Source organism: Chitinimonas koreensis, assembly GCF_014353015.1.
Classification (GTDB): Bacteria; Pseudomonadota; Gammaproteobacteria; order Burkholderiales; family Chitinimonadaceae; genus Chitinimonas; species Chitinimonas koreensis.
Map to the genome: position 1 here is coordinate 4,675,286 of NZ_CP060704.1, position 15,701 is coordinate 4,690,986.

Here is a 15,701-nt window from a genome sequence, read left to right on the forward strand (position 1 = left end):
ACCGACATGAACCGCACGCTACGCCGCATCCTGCTGACCGGAGCCCTCGCCGCCATGGCCTACGCCACCCTTACCGCCAGTCGTTCTTCCATCGATCCCGTCTACGCCGGCTCGCCGCAGTTCAGCGAAGGCAAGTTCCGCAACGTGAAGCGCTTCGAGGTGATGAGCGTCGGCAAGACCGCCCTTGTGATGTGGCGCATGCTGTTCGACAAGCCGGCCGACGCCAGCCCGGCCGCGCCGGTGCCGGTGAACGCGCTGAGTCCCGCCCAACTGCTGGCGGCCGCGGACGGCACGCTGTTCCGGCTCGGCCACTCGACCCTGCTGCTCAAGCTGAACGGCGGCTTCTGGCTGACCGACCCGGTGTTCTCCGAGCGCGCCTCGCCGCTGCAATGGGCCGGCCCCAAGCGCTTCCACGCCCCGCCGATCGGCATCGCCGAACTGCCGCCGATCACGGGCGTGATCCTGTCGCACGACCATTACGACCACCTCGACTACGCCGCGATCCAGGCGCTGGCCGGCAAGACCGCGCACTTCATCGCCCCGCTCGGAGTCGGCGACCGGCTGGTGCAATGGGGCGTGGACCCGGCCAAGGTGCAGCAGCTCGACTGGTGGCAATCGACCCATGTCGGCGGCCTGCGCCTGACGGCCACCCCGGCGCAGCATTTCTCCGGCCGCGGCCTGCGCGACGGCAACCGCACGCTGTGGGCTTCGTGGGTGATCGAGGCCGACGACCTCAAACTGTTCTTCAGCGGCGATAGCGGCTATTTCGACGGCTTCAAGGCGATCGGCGAGCGCTTCGGCCCGTTCGACCTGACGCTGATGGAGACCGGCGCCTACGACGCCCAGTGGCCCGACGTGCACATGCAGCCGGAGGAAACGCTGCAGGCCCACCTCGACCTGGGCGGCAAGTGGCTGCTGCCGATCCACAACGGCACCTTCGACCTGGCGCTGCACGACTGGTACGAGCCGTTCGAGCGGATCGCCGCGCTGGCGGCCGCCAAGGGCGTGCCGATCAGCACGCCGCAGATGGGCGAGGCGGTGACCATCGCCCAGCCGCCGGCGATGCAGGCATGGTGGCGCCAGGGCTGAACCGCCGGCGCGCAAGGGCAGGCGCCGCGCGGCGGGCCCGCAGTGTGCGCGGGCCTCGCGGCCGGGGCCGCTCAGTCGGTGGCGGGATCGCGGCTGCGCAGGTACTGGTTGGCCTTGTACTGGTGGTAGAACATGCTGAACACCAGCGCGAAGAACAGGTTGTTCCACAGCCGGTCGCTCGATCCGGCCCGGGTGAGCCGGTTGAAGCCGCCGCGGAAGGCCAGCGTCCAGCCGAGCCACAGCAGGTTGCCGAGCGTGCCGACGGTGTCGATCTGCTGGAGCGACACCGGCAGGACGCCCACGCTGGCCAGGAGGTAGGCCAGCACCAGGACGACCTGCAGGATCACGATGGCCCGGGCCAGGTGGAAGACCATGCGCGCGTCCGGCGCGATCTCGGCCAGCGCGGCCGAACGGGTCCAGAGCCAGTAGTACAGGTACAGGCTCAGGGTCACGACCGACAGGCCGATCATAAGCCAGACGCTGCAGTACTTCAGTTCGCGCGGCTTGTCGTGGATGGCGGCTTCGGTCGCCGCGTAGGGATTGGTCATGTTCGCTGCTCGAGGAATGGGGCGGATGACGGGATCAACCGACGAAGAAGCGCTGCGTCTCGCTGGCCAGCTTCTCGAACGCGCTGTTCTCGGCGTTCTGCTCGGCCGCCTCGGCCAGCCGCGCGTCGGTCTCGCGCAGCCGGTGCGCCATCATGATGGCCAGGTTGCGGTAGAGCTTGGTCTCCAGCGCCGGCAGGCGGAACAGGCTGGCACGCTCGAACACCAGCACCCGCACGTCGGTCAGCGCCACCACGCTGGCCGAGCGGTCGCCGAAGTCGATCAGCGCCAGCTCGCCGAAGGTATCGCCCGGCCCCAGCCGCGCCAGTTCGTGCTCGGCCACGCCGCCGAAGCGGCGCACCGCCACCTCGCCCGACAGCAGCACGTAGAGCTCGCGGCCCGGCTCGCCCTCGCGCAGCAGGCGCTCGCCGGCGGCATGCTGCTCGAAGCGGCAGGCCGACAGGAAATGCCGCGCCTCGTCCTGGGTGAAGCTGGCGAACAGGCGGACCGACTGGATCATCTTGTGGACGAGGGCTTCGTTGTTCATGTCGGTCTCGCATGCCGCCTGGGGCAGCTGACTGCTGTTGAAAGGCCCGGATCTCGCGTCGGCGAGGGCGGGGGTGCGGAATAGAACGGCGACCGCTCGTCGATCTTCATCGTCGCCCAAGCGCCCGGCATAGCCGGGCGGAGCGCCGAATCGAACGCTTGGCCGCCGTCTCAGCGACCTGCCAGGGCGTCGAGCAGCTTCTGGTGTACACCACCGAAGCCGCCGTTGCTCATCACCAGCACCTGGTCGCCCGGCTGCGCGGCCGCCGCCACCGCCTGCACCAGCGGCTCCAGCGCGTCGAAGGTCTGCGCGCGGGCGCCGAGCGGCGCCAGCGCCTCGGCCGGATCCCAGCCGAGCTTGGCGCCGTAGCAGAACACCCGATCGGCGTCGGCCAGGCTGCCCGGCAGCGCGTCCTTCATGGTGCCGAGCTTCATGGTGTTGGAGCGCGGCTCCAGCACCGCCAGGATGCGCGCGCCGGCGCCGACCTTGGCGCGCAGGCCGGCCACCGTGGTGGCGATCGCGGTCGGGTGGTGGGCGAAGTCGTCGTACACCGTGACGCCGCCGGCCGTGCCGCGCACTTCCATGCGCCGCTTCACGTTGCGGAATTCGCCGAGCGCGGCGATGCCGACCTCGGCCGGCACGCCGACGTGGCGCGCCGCGGCCAGCGTGGCCAGCGCGTTGAGCTGGTTGTGCTCGCCCATCAACGGCCAGCGCAGCCGGCCCTGCGATACGCCGTCGAGCAACACTTCGAAGCCGTCGTCGTAACGCTCGCCGATCTGCCAGCCGGCCGTGCCGCCGAAGCGCTCGACCGGCGTCCAGCAGCCGCGTGCCAGCACGCGGTCGAGACTGGCCTCGCGGCCGTTGGCGACGATCAGGCCCTGGCCCGGCACGCTGCGCACCAGGTGGTGGAACTGGGTTTCGATGGCGGCCAGGTCGGCGAAGATGTCGGCATGGTCGAATTCGAGGTTGTTGAGGATCGCGGTGCGCGGCCGGTAGTGGACGAACTTGGAGCGCTTGTCGAAGAAGGCGGTGTCGTACTCGTCGGCCTCGATCACGAAGAACGGCGAGCGCCCGCCGGGCTCCTGCCTCGGCGCGCCCGGCAGCCGCGCCGAGATGCCGAAGTTCTCCGGCACGCCGCCGACCAGGAAGCCCGGGGCGAGGCCGGCGTAGTCGAGGATCCAGGCCAGCATCGAGGTGGTGGTGGTCTTGCCGTGGGTGCCGGCCACCGCCAGCACCCAGCTGTGGATATCTCCATCATGCAGCACGTGCTCGGCCAGCCACTGCGGCCCCGATACATAGGGCAAACCCGCATCCATGATGGCTTCCATCAGTGGATTGCCGCGCGACACGACATTGCCGATGACATAAATATCGGCGCCCAGCTTGAGTTGGCCGGCGTCGTAGCCTTCAATGAGCTGGATGCCCGACGCCTCGAGCTGGGTGCTCATCGGCGGGTAGACGTTGGCGTCGCAGCCGGTCACCGTATGGCCCGCCGCGCGCGCGAGCTGGGCGATGCCGCCCATGAAGGTGCCGCAGATACCGAGGATGTGGATGTGCATGAAGGATTCTTTTGGACTGCGACGCTGCGCTGCACCGCCGGCTGCGGCGGGCTGGACAGGTCTGGTAAGATAAGTGGTTGACGATAAACGATCGAGTGCTCGATGCCCCCTACGCCTTCGCCCACGTTGACGCCGTCGGACATTGCCCGAATCGCGCTGAAGCGGCTTGCCGAGCTCGGTTTGCCGCCCACGCCCGAGAATTACACGAAATTCTACAACGCCATCGCCGCGATCAAGTCGCCGACCGACAAGACCGAGGAGGAGTTGAAGAGCGCCTACCAGGTGCTGTTCCGTGTGTCCGACGTGCTCGACGGCATGACCGAGACCTCCGAGGCCCTGCTCGAGGACCTGGTGCGCGGCGGCGAAGTGATGACTGACTCGCTCGACACGCTGCGCTCGGGCGTCGACCAGGCCACCATGGAAACGGTGCTGAGCAGCCTGATCGAATCGACCGGCTCGGTGCAGCAGACCGTCAGCGCCTCGCAGCGCGACCTGCAGGAACTCAAGGCGGTGATGGACAAGATCCAGTCCGACCTCGCCATCAACCGCAAGACGCTCGAGCAGGACCCGCTGACCGGCGCGCTGAACCGCCAGGGCCTCGAACACGTGCTGGCCAAGGAAGTGAAGCGCGCGCGCCGCGCCGCGCATCCGCTCACGGTGGCCATCATCGACCTCGACGAATTCAAGCTGGTCAACGACCGCCACGGCCACCTGGTCGGCGACAAGGTGCTGATGCACTTCTCCAGCATCACCAAGGCGGTGCTGCGCGAGAGCGACACCCTGGTGCGCTACGGCGGCGAGGAATTCCTGCTGCTCTTGCCCGAGACCGACATCAACGGCGCCCGCTACCTGATCGACCGGCTGCGCCAGGTGAACGCCCGCACGCCGTTCTTCCATCACAGCCACCACGTCGACGTGCGCTTCTCGACCGGCGCCGCCCAGCTCAAGTCCGAGGAGAACGGCCACGCCATGCTGATCCGCGCCGACGAGGCGATGTACCGCGCCAAGAACAGCGGCCGCGACCAGGTGGTCCTGGCCGACTGAGCCTGCGCCCCGCCGCGACGAGGCCGCCCATGGGCGGCCTTTTGCGTTCGCGGCGGCCTCGAACCGGCCGCATCCGCACGGGCGGCGCAGCGGTTCGCCGCAGCCGTGCCGGCCGGCGTGAAAAAATCGCTTTCACCGGACTTTCAACTTTTCACACTGTTCGCCCGCGGCAAATGGGCCGAGAATGATAACGATAGCTAAATAGAATATATTGAAGAAGTGATCCGGACCGGTGCGCGGCACCAGGCCACTTCATGACCGAGGATGGAACGACGATGATCTCCAAGCCCACGCTGACTCCTTCGGACATCGCCCGGATCACGCTCAAGCGGCTGGCCGAACTCGGCCTGTCGCCGACGCCCGAGAACTACGTCAAGTTCTACAACGCGATCGCCGCGATCAAGTCGCCGACCGAGAAGACCGACCAGGAACTCAAGAGCGCCTACCAGGTGCTGTTCCGCGTCTCCGACGTGCTCGACGACATGGCCGAGACCTCCGAGACGCTGCTGGGCGACCTGTCGCGCGGCGGCCAGGCGATGAGCGATTCGCTCGACGCGCTGCGCGGCGGGCTCGATCTGGAATCGCTGGAGAAGGTGCTCGACGGCCTGATCGAATCGACCGGCTCGGTGCAGCAGACCGTCAGCGCCTCGCACCAGGACCTGCAGGAACTCAAGGCCTCGATCGACAAGATCCAGTCCGACCTCAGCATCAACCGCAAGAACCTCGAGCAGGACCCGCTGACCGGCGCGCTGAACCGCCAGGGCCTCGACCACCTGCTGGCCAAGGAGGTGAAGCGTTCGCGCCGCGCCGTGCGGCCGCTGTCGGTGGCGCTGCTCGACCTGGACCGCTTCAAGCAGGTGAACGACCGCTACGGCCACATGGTCGGCGACAAGGTGCTGATGCACTTCGCCAGCCTGACCCGCGCGGTGATCCGCGAGAGCGACACGCTGGTGCGCTACGGCGGCGAGGAATTCCTGATCCTGCTGCCCGAGACCGACCTCAACGGCGCGCGCTACCTGATCGACCGCATGGGCAAGGCCACCGCCCGCACGCCGTTCTTCCACCAGGGCCAGCCGATCGAGGTGCGCTTCTCGGCCGGCGTGGCCCAGCTCAAGCTCGACGAGACCGGCAATGCGTTGCTGCTGCGCAGCGACGAGGCGATGTACCGGGCCAAGAACGGCGGGCGGAACCAGGCCGTGTTCGCGGACTGAATGCTTCCGGTCTCGATGGTCAGCGCAGCGCCCGGCAAAGCCGGGCGTTTATGCTTCGTGAGGAACTCCACCAACGGCCTGACCCTGTTTCAATCCAACTCCCCCCGCCTCGCCGCCGCGAGGGAGCCTCGCTGACGCTCGTCAGCGTCTATTTCAACCATCAATGCGACTCGGCCCGCCAGTCACCCTGTAGGAGCGGCTTTAGCCGCGAATGGCGGTCGCACTCACTCCAGCAATTCGCGGCTAAAGCCGCTCCTACAAAACCCACCAACAGCGCCGGCAACCGGCATGAGCGCAGCGACATGCCTAGCTGCAAGCGATACGGAGAGCGAACGAGCGCCAGCGAGGCTCCCTCGCGGCGGCGAGGGCGGGGGAGTTGGGGTAGATCAGGCAGTGAACCTTGGTCGAGCACATGCAGGCCTCGAACACCCGGCTCCGCCGGGTGCTGCACTAGAGATTCGAGCGGAACGGATGCATGCAGGCCAGCAAGGTTCACTGGTAGCGCAAAGCCTCGATCGGATCGAGCCGCGCCGCCTTCCACGCCGGATACAGCCCGAAGCCGACCCCGGTCGCGGCCGAGATGGCGAAGGCCGCCAGCGGCACGCTCCACTGCACCGCCACCTCCATCCCCATCGCCGCCGCCACCGCGAAGGCGCCGCCGACGCCGAGCGCGAGGCCGACCAGGCCGCCGATCAGCGACAACAGCAGCGCCTCGAGCAGGAACTGCATCAGCACGTCGCGGCCGCGCGCGCCGATCGCCATGCGGATGCCGATCTCGCGGGTCCGCTCGGTCACGCTGACCAGCATGATGTTCATGATGCCGATGCCGCCGACCAAGAGGCTCACCGAGGCGATCGCGCCCAGCAGCAGCGACATGGTGCGGGTGGCCTCAGCCGCCGAGTTGGCCACCGCGGTCAGGTTGTTGACGTAGAAATCGTCGTCGGCGCCCTCGCGCAGCCGGTGGCGCTGGCGCAAGAGGTCGGCCATGCCGGCCTCGACCGTCGCCATCGCGGCATCGGATTCGGCCTGCACCATGATCATCCGCACCGTGTTGCGGAAACGGCTGCCCGACAGGTTCCGCTGCGCCGCGGTCAGCGGCACGATCACGCTGTCGTCCTGGTCGCGGCCATCGAGGCTCTGGCCCTTGGCCGCCAGCACGCCGACCACCGTGAACGGCGAGGCGCGGATGCGCAGCGTCTTGCCGACCGGGTTCTCCTCGCCGAACAGGTTGCTGGCCACCGTCTGGCCGATCAGCGCGACGCGGCGGCCCGACTGCAGGTCGGACCAGTCGAAGCCGTCGCCGGCCTCGATCGGCCAGTCGCGGGCGTCGAGGTAATCGGGCGTGGTGGCGGTGATCTGCGAATTCCAGTTCTGGCCACCGTAGACCAGCTGCTGCATCACCGGCATCACCGGCGCCGCCGCGGCCACGCCGGGCAGCTCGCGGATCGCCTGGGCATCGTCGCTGGTCAGGCTGGTGGCGTTGCCGCCGCCGGTGCGCACGCCGGCCGCCTGCTGCGAGCCGGCCAGCACGATGAACAGGTGGCTGCCCATCGAATCGATGCTGCGCTTGACCGCCTGCTGGGCGCCCTGCCCCACCGCCATCATCAGCACCACCGCCGCCACGCCGATCACCATGCCCAGCATGGTCAGGCCGCTGCGCATGCGGTTGGCGCCCATCGCCTGGCGCGCCTCGTGGAACATCGCGGCGCTCATGGCCAGCTCCGCTGCGCCACCGGCGCGTCCTCGACCAGCAGGCCGTCGCGGAAGCGCACCAGCCGCTTGGCGTACTGCGCGATATCGGGCTCGTGGGTCACCAGCACGATGCTGGCGCCTTCGTCGTTGAGCCGGCAGAACAGCGCCATCACGTCCTCGCTGGTCTTGCTGTCGAGATTGCCGGTCGGCTCGTCGGCCAGGATCAGGCTGGGCCGGTTGACCAGCGCGCGGGCGATCGCCACGCGCTGCTGCTGGCCGCCCGAGATGCGGTTGGGCAACGTCTGGTGGTAGCGCGCCAGGCCGACCTGGTCGAGCACCGCGCGGGCGCGCGCCAGCCGCTCGCCGCGGCCGACGCCGGCGTAGACCAGCGGCAGCGCCACGTTGTCCTCCAGGCTGGCCCGCGGCAGCAGGTTGAAGCCCTGGAACACGAAGCCGATCGCATGGTTGCGCAGGCCAGCCAGCGCGTCGCGGTCGAGCGCGCCGGTGTCGCGGCCGGCCAGCCGGTAGCGGCCGGCGCTGGGCCGGTCGAGGCAGCCGAGGATGTTCATGAAGGTCGACTTGCCCGAGCCCGACGGCCCCATCACCGCGACGAACTCGCCGGCCTCGAGCCGGAAGTCGATGCCGTGCAGCACCGGCAGCGGGCCGGCCGCCGTCTGGTAGGTCTTTTCGAGACCGGCCACCTCGATCACCGCGTCCGCCATCAGAACCCCCGCATGCCGGGGCCGCCCGGGCCCATGCGGTTGCTGCCGCGGCCAGCGGCGGCCGGCGCCGCCTTGGCGTCGATCTTCTCGCCGACGATCACCTGGTCGCCCGGCTCGAGCTGGTCGCTGCTCACCGCGGTATTGCGGCCATCGCTGAGGCCGGTGCGCACCGGCACCATCGCCGGCTTGCCCTCGCGCAACACCCAGACTCGGCCGGGCCGGCCCTGCGGCCGTTCGCCGACCGGCGCACCCGCCTGCGCCTGTCCGGCATTGCGCGGCCGGCCCGCCGCTTCGCCGCCGGCCTGCCCGTCGCGGCCGCCGCGCTGGCCGTTCTGGCCGGACTTCCAGCCCTTGGCCTCGGGCGCGTCGGACGGCCGGTAGCGCAGCGCGGCGCTCGGCACCAGCAGCGTGTCGGCGACGCGGCCGACTTCGATATCGACGTAGGCGGTCATGCCGGGCAGGAGGCGCTGGCCCGGGTTGGCCACGTCGACCACCACGTCGTAGGTGACCACGTTGGAGGTGGTGGTCGGATTGAGCCGGATCTGCCGCACCCGGCCGGTGAAGGCCGAATCGGGAAAAGCATCGACGTTGAAGCGCGCCGGCATGCCCTCGCCGATCCGGCCGAGGTCGGCCTCGGCCACGCTGGCGTTGATCTGCATCTGGCTCAGGTCGCGCGCGATCTTGACCAGGGTCGGCGTCTGCAGGCTGGCCGCCACGGTCTGGCCCTCGTCGACCTGGCGGTCGATCACCACGCCGTCGACCGGCGACCGGATGATGGCGTTCTGCACGTTGACGCGGTCCTGCTCGACCTGGGCGGCCGACTGCGCCACCGAGGCGCGGGCAGCGCCGAAGTCGGCCTCGGCCTGGTCCAGTTCCTGGCGCGACACGTAGTTCTGCGCCGACAGCGCACGCATGCGCTCGGCACTGGCCCGCGCCAGCGTCAGCCGCGCCTGGTTGCTGGCCAGCGTGGCGCGGCTCTGCGCCAGCCGCGCGTCGAGCTGGGCGGTGTCGAGCTCGAGCAGCAGCTGGCCGGCCTTCACCGGGCTGTTGAAGTCGACGTAGAGCTTCTTCACCGTGCCCGACACCTGGGTGCCGATGCTGACCACCCGCACCGGGTTCAGCGTGCCGGTGGCGTTGACGGTCTGCACCAGCGCGCCGCGCTCGACGCGTTCGGTGCGGTAGCGCTCGGCGTCGGCCGCCGGATCGCGCCGCAGGTACCAGCCCAGCGCGGCCGCGGCGGCCAGCAGCAGGACGAAGGGAATGGCGTAGCGCCGCAGTCGGGAGGTGGGCTTCATGGGGTCGAGGCTCATGGGATTCGGGGGATCAGGGCTGCAGCGGGCCGGCCGGGTCGGCCGGCAGTTCGCCGCCGAGCGCCCAGGCGAAGCGGGCGCGCGCGTCGAGCCAGTCGTAGCGCGCCGCCACGCGCTGCTGCTCGGCCCGCGCCGCGGCGCTCTGGGCGTTGAGCAGCGCCAGCACGTCGCCCAGGCCGGCGCGGTAGCGGCCCAGCGCGTTGTCGTAGGCGGCGCGTGCGCTGTCGGCCGCCACCTCGGCCGCGCGGGCGGCCTGCTGCGCGGTGACCAGGCCATGCCAGGCCTGCCAGGCGTCGCTCTGGGCGCCCTGGCGCACGCGGTCGAGTTCGGCCGCCCGGCTGTCGCGCTGGGCCGCCGCCTGGGCGCGGCTGGCGCCGATGCTGCCGTCGAGGTCGAACGGGATGTCGAGCGACAGGCCCAGGCCCTGGCTGTGGTTGCTCGGGCTGCCGCTGTTCTTGCTCAGATTGGCCGAGGCGCTGACCGCCAGCGTCGGCCGGCCGGCCGCCCGGGCCGCCGCCACGCCGGCCTCGGCGGCGCGCAGGCTGGCCTCGGCGCCGGCCACCTCGCCGCGCTGGCGGGCGGCGGCATCGAGCAGCGCGTCGACGTCGGCGCGCGCGATCGGCAGTTCGAGCGGCGCCTGCGGCAGCGGCGCCAACGGCGGCAGCTCGGTCGGCCGGATGCCGAGCGCGACCGCGAGGCCGGCCTGGGCGGTGGCGATCTGGCCGTCGAGACGGATCTGGTCGAGCACCGCCTGGGCATGGGCCGACCTGGCCTGCAACTGGTCGAGCGGCGTGCCGCTGCCGACCTTGAGCCGCGCGTCGGCCGCCGCCAGCGCCGCCGCGGCGGCCTCCTCGGCGCGGCGGGCGGCGTCGCGCTGGCCTTCGGCGGTGGCCAGCGCCAGGTAGGCGTCGACGGTGGCGAGCCAGTTCTGCGCCAGCGTGCTGCGCGCGCCCGAGCGGGCCGCGTCGAGCAGCGCACGGGCCTGGTCGCGCCGCGCCTCGCGCTGGCCGAAATCGAGCAGGGTGTAGCCGAGCCGCGCGCTGGCGCCGAGCTGGCTGCCGCCGGCGCCATCGCCGAGCGGGCGGTTGGCCGAGGCCGACAGCGCCAGGCCGGGCCGGTAGGCCGCCTGGGCCGCGTCGACGCCGGCCTCGGCGCTGCGCAGGCTGGCCCAGCTCAGGCGCGTCTGCGGCTGGTGGCACAGCGCGAAGTCGACCGCCGCGGCCAGCGTCAGCGGGCTGGGTGGCCGCGCATCGGTGCACGGCTGGGGCAAGTCGGCCGCCGCGGCGGCGAGCGGGCCGAACAGCAAGGCGGCAAGGAAGAGGCGCAGGCGGGGCGGCATGGGCATGGTCGGCGGCGGGCGGTCCGGTCGGATTCGATGCGCTCCAATCTAGGGCGCAAATGTTCGGCAAATGTGTGGGCCGGCCCGGGCGGGTGTTTCAAGCTGTAACAATGCCTGCGGCCTTGCCTCGTTCCATTTTTGTGAGCCTGCGCGGCCAGCGTGGTTCACCGGACTCGGCCGACGCGCGCCGCCGCCGGTCAGAACAGCGCCGGCACGCTCGGCCGCACGCGCGCCATGCTCGGCGACAGCGCGACCGCGTCGCCGCCGGTTCAGCCAGACCTCGCCGCCGCCGGCCATCGCGATCGTCTTCGAGACTGGCACGGTAGGGCCCGACATCGCCGGCCAGGTATCCGTCGTCCGGCAGATCGGCTGAACGGGCCGGCAGCGCGCCCGGTAAATTGCGGCAAATGCAGGCAAAAGTCTGGAATTGCAATGAAACACCGCGGGTTCTCCAACAGGCCGAAGTAGCCAGGAGCCGCCGAATCCAGAGCCCCCGGTTTTACATTTGCACGCGCACGGCTGTATCCTGCGTCCCCTCGGTCGGCAGTTCACCCAGGCGTCGCCGGTTCGTCCCGAACCACGCTAAACCTGCCCGGCAACCTCCCCGGTGCGCGCCTCGCGCACCGCACGCTTGGCTCGAAACCCGAGTGCCAGGCCACAACGGCGACCATGGCATGCTTGCCCGCAAGGGCGGCAGGCACGACGACAAGGATTCGAACCATGTCTCGTCCCGTTTTTCCGTTCCACGCTCCCGACATCTCCGCGCTGGCCCGCTCGCTGGTCAAGCAATGGGCCGAACAGCCCGAGCCGCCCGGCCACCTGCAGATGCTCAACATGCTGGCGCGCGGCGCCGGCTTCCAGAACTTCCAGCACTTCCGCGAGCAGGCCGAGGCCATGCCGGCGCTCGACGCCGCCGCCACGCCGCCGATCGAACCCGATCCGTCGGCCCGCCGCGCGGCGAACCCGCCGCCGGGCGGCCAGGCCGACCTCCGCAAGCTGCTGCGCCATTTCGACGCCCAGGGCCGGCTGCTGCGCTGGCCCGGCAAGTTCTCCGAACAGTTGCCGGTGCTGTGGACCGTCTGGGCCCGCATCCCGGCGCGGCGCGACCTGAGCGAACGCGAGGTCAACGACTTCATCCGCCAGGGCGAGAGCTTCGGCGATCACGTGCTGTTGCGGCGCGAGCTGGTCAACTACAAGCTGCTGGCCCGCACGCCCGACGGCCGCGTCTACCGCCGGCTCGAACAGCCGCTGCCGGCCGAGCTGCTGGAACTGGTGCGCACCACGCTGGGCAGGGCCGCAGCATGACGCCGATGGCTTTCTGTCGAGGTCCGCGGGGCATCGACCGACCTCCGAAGGACGTCGGCCGGTACCCGCGCAGTGCCGCCGTTCATTCCCCTCGCCCCTTCGACCCATTCCTGCCGGAGCATGCAATGCCGAATCAGCTGGAAATCCGCCCCTACGACCCGGCCACGGCGCCTGCGCTGCAGGCGCTGCGCGACCGGCTGCTGGCCCCTCACCTCGAACCCGGCCTGGCCGACGAGCTGGGCGACGCCGCACGCGGCCACGGCGCCCAGGTGCGCGTGGCCTGGCGCGGCGGCGAGCCGGTCGGTTGCGTCGGCTGGGTGCTGATCGGGGTGGAGCAGGACGGCTGCGCCTACGGCTCGCCGCTGCACGCGGCGGACCAGGCCGCGGCAGCGGCGCTGATCGATGTGGTGAAAGACGCGGCGCGGACGGCCGGCGCGCGCGAGCTGCGCATCACCGCGCGGCGGGCCGAGACCGCCAAGCACGCGGCGCTGGCGGCGGCCGGCTTCGGCGTGGCGTTCGAGTTCGTCTGGTTCGGGCTGGCAGCGCCGCTGCAAGGATCGGTCGATCTGCCGGAAGGCCTGCGCGAAGTGCCGATCGCGGCGGTCGACTGGCCGCGGCTGCATGCCTGCTATGCCGAATGCTTCCGCGGCGTGCCGAATGCGCCGGTGCCGGAACTGGCGCAGATGCGCGAGGAATGGTCGACCGCCGACTGGCAGGCCGGCCGGGTGCTGGCCGATGCGGCCGGCGACTACCAGGCCTTCTCGCTGATCGAGCGCGGCGAGGTCGACGCGGTCGGCGTGCGGCTGGGCTGGCGCGGCCGCGGCGTGGCCGACGTGCTCTACCGCATCGCCGACCGCTCGCTGGCGAGCCGCGGCCTGCCGCCGTTGCGCGCGCTGGTGGCCGGCAGCAATGCGGCCTCGCTGCGCTTCCACCGGAAGCTCGGCTTCGCCGAGGTGGCGCCGCGCTGGACCACCTATGCGCTGGCGCTGGCCGGCTGACGGCCGCGGCGTGGCGGACAGCCTGCGCCGCGGTCCGGGCGCCTCAGTTGGTGTCCTTGGCGCGGGTGCGCGACACGCCGATCACGATGCCGAGGCCGAGCAGGATCAGCGCGGCGATGATGGTGTACTGGGTCGATACCCCGGCCACGACCAGGGCCCAGGCCACGCCGCCGATGAAGATGGCGAGGCCGGCGAGATAGATGAGGAAGGACATGGCGGGTCTCCTGTTGATCGGCGCCTGGGCCGGTTAACAGGTGGGACTGGCGGCTGGGGTCGGCGTTCCGGCGAGCCCCGGCCGCGCCGATGGAGTCGGGCCGGACAGACTTGCCGGCGCGGAAGATTCGATAGGCGTGGATGCGCGTGCAGGCGCGGCTTTAGCCGCGAATGGACGTTCGCTGCCGCATCGGCGGTTCGCGGCCGAAGCCGCTCCTGCATGGGAATTTTCACCGTCAGTGGCAAGCTCGCCGGCAAGCGGTGGGGCGTACCGCCCAGTCGACACTCGATCGACGCTCCCTCGCCCGAAGCCGCTCTAGAACAAGCTCTCTTGCCGCCCCTCGGCCAGCAGCAGCTTGCGCACCGGCGTCGGAATGCCGGCCTTGAGCGCCTCGCCGCGGGCGAACCAGCGTGCATCCGCTTCGGCCACCCGCGGCAGTTCGCCGGCCACCTCGAGCGGCAGCGGCGTGATGGTCAGGCGGAAATGGGTGAAGGTGTGCACCAGCGCCGGCTGCGGCGCGCCGGGCGTGGCGGCCAGGCCGAAGCGCTCGGCGCACAGCGCCACCGCCTGCGCCGCCGTCTCGGCCTCGGGCAGGCTCCACAGGCCGCCCCAGATGCCGGTCGGCGGCCGCCGCTCGAGCAGCAGCTGGCCGCCCTGGCGGATCAGCAGCATCAGCGTGGCGCGCTCGGGCACGGTCTTCTTCGGCCGCGGCGTCGGCAGCTCGGCCTGTCGGCCCTCGATATGGGCGCGGCAATCGTCGCGCAGCGGGCAGCGCGGGCAATCGGGCCGGCGCGGCGTGCAGACGGTGGCGCCGAGGTCCATCAGGCCCTGGGTGTAGGCCGGCATGTCGGCGGCATCCGTCGGCAGCAGGCCGGCGGCCAGCGCCCACAGCTTGTTCTCGGTCTTCTTCTCGCCGGGGAAGCCGTCGATGCCGGCCCAGCGCGCCAGCACGCGCTTGACGTTGCCGTCGAGGATGGGGGTGCGCTCGGCATAGCAGAAGCCGGCCACCGCCGCCGCGGTCGAGCGGCCGATGCCGGGCAGCTCGATCAGGCCTTCGGCGCTCGGCGGGAAGACGCCGCCGAAGCGGTCGCGCACCATCCGCGCCGCCTGGTGCAGGTTGCGCGCGCGGCTGTAGTAGCCGAGCCCGGCCCAGTGCGCCAATACCTCGTCGAGCGGCGCATCGGCCAGCGCGGTCACGCTGGGGAAGGACTCGGTGAAGCGCTGGTAGTAGGGGATCACGGTGGCGACCTGGGTCTGCTGCAGCATGATCTCGGACAGCCAGACACGGTAGGGATCGTCGGTCTGCCAAGGCAGGTCGTGACGGCCGTGGGCGCGTTGCCAGCGGACGAGGCGGGTGGAGAAGGGATCGGGCATGGGGGCGATTATCGCCGGTGGAGGGTGAGGTGTGAGGGGTTAGGTGTGAGGGGTTAGGTGTGAGGGTTAGGTGTGAGGGGTTAGGTGTGAGGGGTTAGGTGTGAGGTGTGACCCCATCCCCCACCCAGCCTCCCCCTTGAAGGGGGAGGAGCGGGGTGCGTGAAATCCAGTCGTCAGTGATCGTCAAACGTGTCGCAGTGCAGCTCCCTCCCCTTCAAGGGGAGGGTTGGGGTGGGGATGGGGTCACACTTCCCTCTTCCCACAATCCCTACCGCGCCCGCCGATTCTCGAAATGGAAATTCCCCGCCGCATCGAGATAGCCGCCCGGATTCCACGCCACCTCCCACAGGTAGCCGTCCGGATCGGAAAAGTAGCCGGTGCGGCCGCCCCAGAACGCGTCCGCCGCCGGCCGCACGATGGTGGCGCCGCGGCCGGCCAGCTCGGCCAGCAGCGCATCGACCTCGTCGCGCTCGCACACGTTGTAGGCCAGCGAGATGCGCGAATGGCCGCCCACCGCCGACTCGGGCAGGCCGGCGTCGCGCGCCAGCGCCTCGGCCGGGAACAGCGCCAGCACGAAGCCGTTGAGCTGGAAGAAGGCGACGCCGTCCTGGCTCTTGGCCGACAGCGGCCAGCCGACCACGTCGCGGTAGAAGGCGCGGGCGCGCGGCAGGTCGGCGACGCCGAGGGTGATGAAGCTCAGGCGCGGTTCCATGGGCGGCTCCCTGTGATGGACATATCGTGAGTTCTAGACC

The 15,701-nt window shown here is 70.7% G+C and carries 15 protein-coding genes; 5 read left to right on the forward strand and 10 right to left on the reverse strand.

Annotated elements, in window-relative coordinates:
- Positions 1 to 6: 6 nt before the first annotated feature.
- Positions 7 to 1,089: an MBL fold metallo-hydrolase gene (locus H9L41_RS19740; RefSeq protein ID WP_034606221.1), complete on the forward strand. Its 1,083-nt coding sequence runs from the start codon at positions 7 to 9 to the stop codon at positions 1,087 to 1,089.
- A gap of 71 nt (positions 1,090 to 1,160) precedes the next feature.
- Here the strand turns inward: H9L41_RS19740 and H9L41_RS19745 are convergent, their stop codons facing one another.
- The 3 genes from H9L41_RS19745 to mpl form a co-directional block, all read right to left on the reverse strand.
- Entirely contained in the window at positions 1,161 to 1,637 is a 477-nt protein-coding gene (locus H9L41_RS19745) for a DUF4234 domain-containing protein (protein ID WP_028444960.1), read from the reverse strand.
- A gap of 34 nt (positions 1,638 to 1,671) precedes the next feature.
- The gene (locus H9L41_RS19750; RefSeq protein ID WP_051318741.1) at positions 1,672 to 2,181 is read right to left on the reverse strand and encodes a Crp/Fnr family transcriptional regulator; all 510 of its coding nucleotides are present in this window, start codon (positions 2,179 to 2,181) and stop codon (positions 1,672 to 1,674) included.
- 170 nt (positions 2,182 to 2,351) lie between these two features.
- Positions 2,352 to 3,740: a UDP-N-acetylmuramate:L-alanyl-gamma-D-glutamyl-meso-diaminopimelate ligase gene (mpl, locus tag H9L41_RS19755; protein ID WP_028444959.1), complete on the reverse strand. Its 1,389-nt coding sequence runs from the start codon at positions 3,738 to 3,740 to the stop codon at positions 2,352 to 2,354.
- A gap of 180 nt (positions 3,741 to 3,920) precedes the next feature.
- Here mpl and H9L41_RS19760 point away from each other — a divergent pair, with 180 nt between their 5' ends.
- Complete coding sequence (locus H9L41_RS19760; protein WP_157461868.1) at positions 3,921 to 4,784, forward strand: GGDEF domain-containing protein; 864 nt, start codon at positions 3,921 to 3,923, stop codon at positions 4,782 to 4,784.
- Between the two features lie 275 nt (positions 4,785 to 5,059).
- Entirely contained in the window at positions 5,060 to 5,995 is a 936-nt protein-coding gene (locus H9L41_RS19765) for a GGDEF domain-containing protein (protein WP_051318740.1), read from the forward strand.
- A 492-nt stretch (positions 5,996 to 6,487) separates the two neighbouring features.
- Here the strand turns inward: H9L41_RS19765 and H9L41_RS19770 are convergent, their stop codons facing one another.
- Genes H9L41_RS19770 through H9L41_RS19785 form a run of 4 tightly spaced genes read right to left on the reverse strand, consistent with a single transcriptional unit; the run spans position 6,488 to position 11,058 of the window.
- Entirely contained in the window at positions 6,488 to 7,708 is a 1,221-nt protein-coding gene (locus H9L41_RS19770) for an ABC transporter permease (RefSeq protein ID WP_028444957.1), read from the reverse strand.
- On the reverse strand, positions 7,705 to 8,409 hold the full coding sequence (locus tag H9L41_RS19775) for an ABC transporter ATP-binding protein (protein WP_028444956.1): 705 nt from the start codon (positions 8,407 to 8,409) through the stop codon (positions 7,705 to 7,707). The genes H9L41_RS19770 and H9L41_RS19775 overlap by 4 nt, the downstream gene beginning before the upstream one ends.
- A complete protein-coding gene (locus tag H9L41_RS19780; RefSeq protein ID WP_034606215.1) occupies positions 8,409 to 9,704 on the reverse strand; it encodes an efflux RND transporter periplasmic adaptor subunit in 1,296 nt (431 codons plus the stop codon). The genes H9L41_RS19775 and H9L41_RS19780 overlap by 1 nt, the downstream gene beginning before the upstream one ends.
- 28 nt (positions 9,705 to 9,732) lie before the next feature.
- Positions 9,733 to 11,058, reverse strand: coding sequence for a TolC family protein (locus H9L41_RS19785; protein WP_051318739.1), 1,326 nt, complete (start codon positions 11,056 to 11,058; stop codon positions 9,733 to 9,735).
- 720 nt (positions 11,059 to 11,778) lie between these two features.
- On the opposite strand from H9L41_RS19785, the gene H9L41_RS19790 reads away from it, so the two are divergent.
- Positions 11,779 to 12,363 (forward strand): DUF2087 domain-containing protein, encoded by a 585-nt coding sequence (locus tag H9L41_RS19790; RefSeq protein WP_028444955.1) that lies wholly within the window; start codon positions 11,779 to 11,781, stop codon positions 12,361 to 12,363.
- A gap of 125 nt (positions 12,364 to 12,488) precedes the next feature.
- A complete protein-coding gene (locus tag H9L41_RS19795; protein WP_028444954.1) occupies positions 12,489 to 13,361 on the forward strand; it encodes a GNAT family N-acetyltransferase in 873 nt (290 codons plus the stop codon).
- 43 nt (positions 13,362 to 13,404) lie between these two features.
- On the opposite strand, the gene H9L41_RS19800 is transcribed toward H9L41_RS19795, so the two are convergent.
- The 3 genes from H9L41_RS19800 to H9L41_RS19810 form a co-directional block, all read right to left on the reverse strand.
- The gene (locus H9L41_RS19800) at positions 13,405 to 13,575 is read right to left on the reverse strand and encodes a hypothetical protein (RefSeq protein WP_028444953.1); all 171 of its coding nucleotides are present in this window, start codon (positions 13,573 to 13,575) and stop codon (positions 13,405 to 13,407) included.
- Positions 13,576 to 13,890: 315 nt separating this feature from the next.
- On the reverse strand, positions 13,891 to 14,949 hold the full coding sequence (mutY, locus tag H9L41_RS19805) for an A/G-specific adenine glycosylase (protein ID WP_051318738.1): 1,059 nt from the start codon (positions 14,947 to 14,949) through the stop codon (positions 13,891 to 13,893).
- Positions 14,950 to 15,217: 268 nt separating this feature from the next.
- A complete protein-coding gene (locus H9L41_RS19810; RefSeq protein WP_028444951.1) occupies positions 15,218 to 15,661 on the reverse strand; it encodes a VOC family protein in 444 nt (147 codons plus the stop codon).
- Positions 15,662 to 15,701 lie beyond the last annotated feature (40 nt).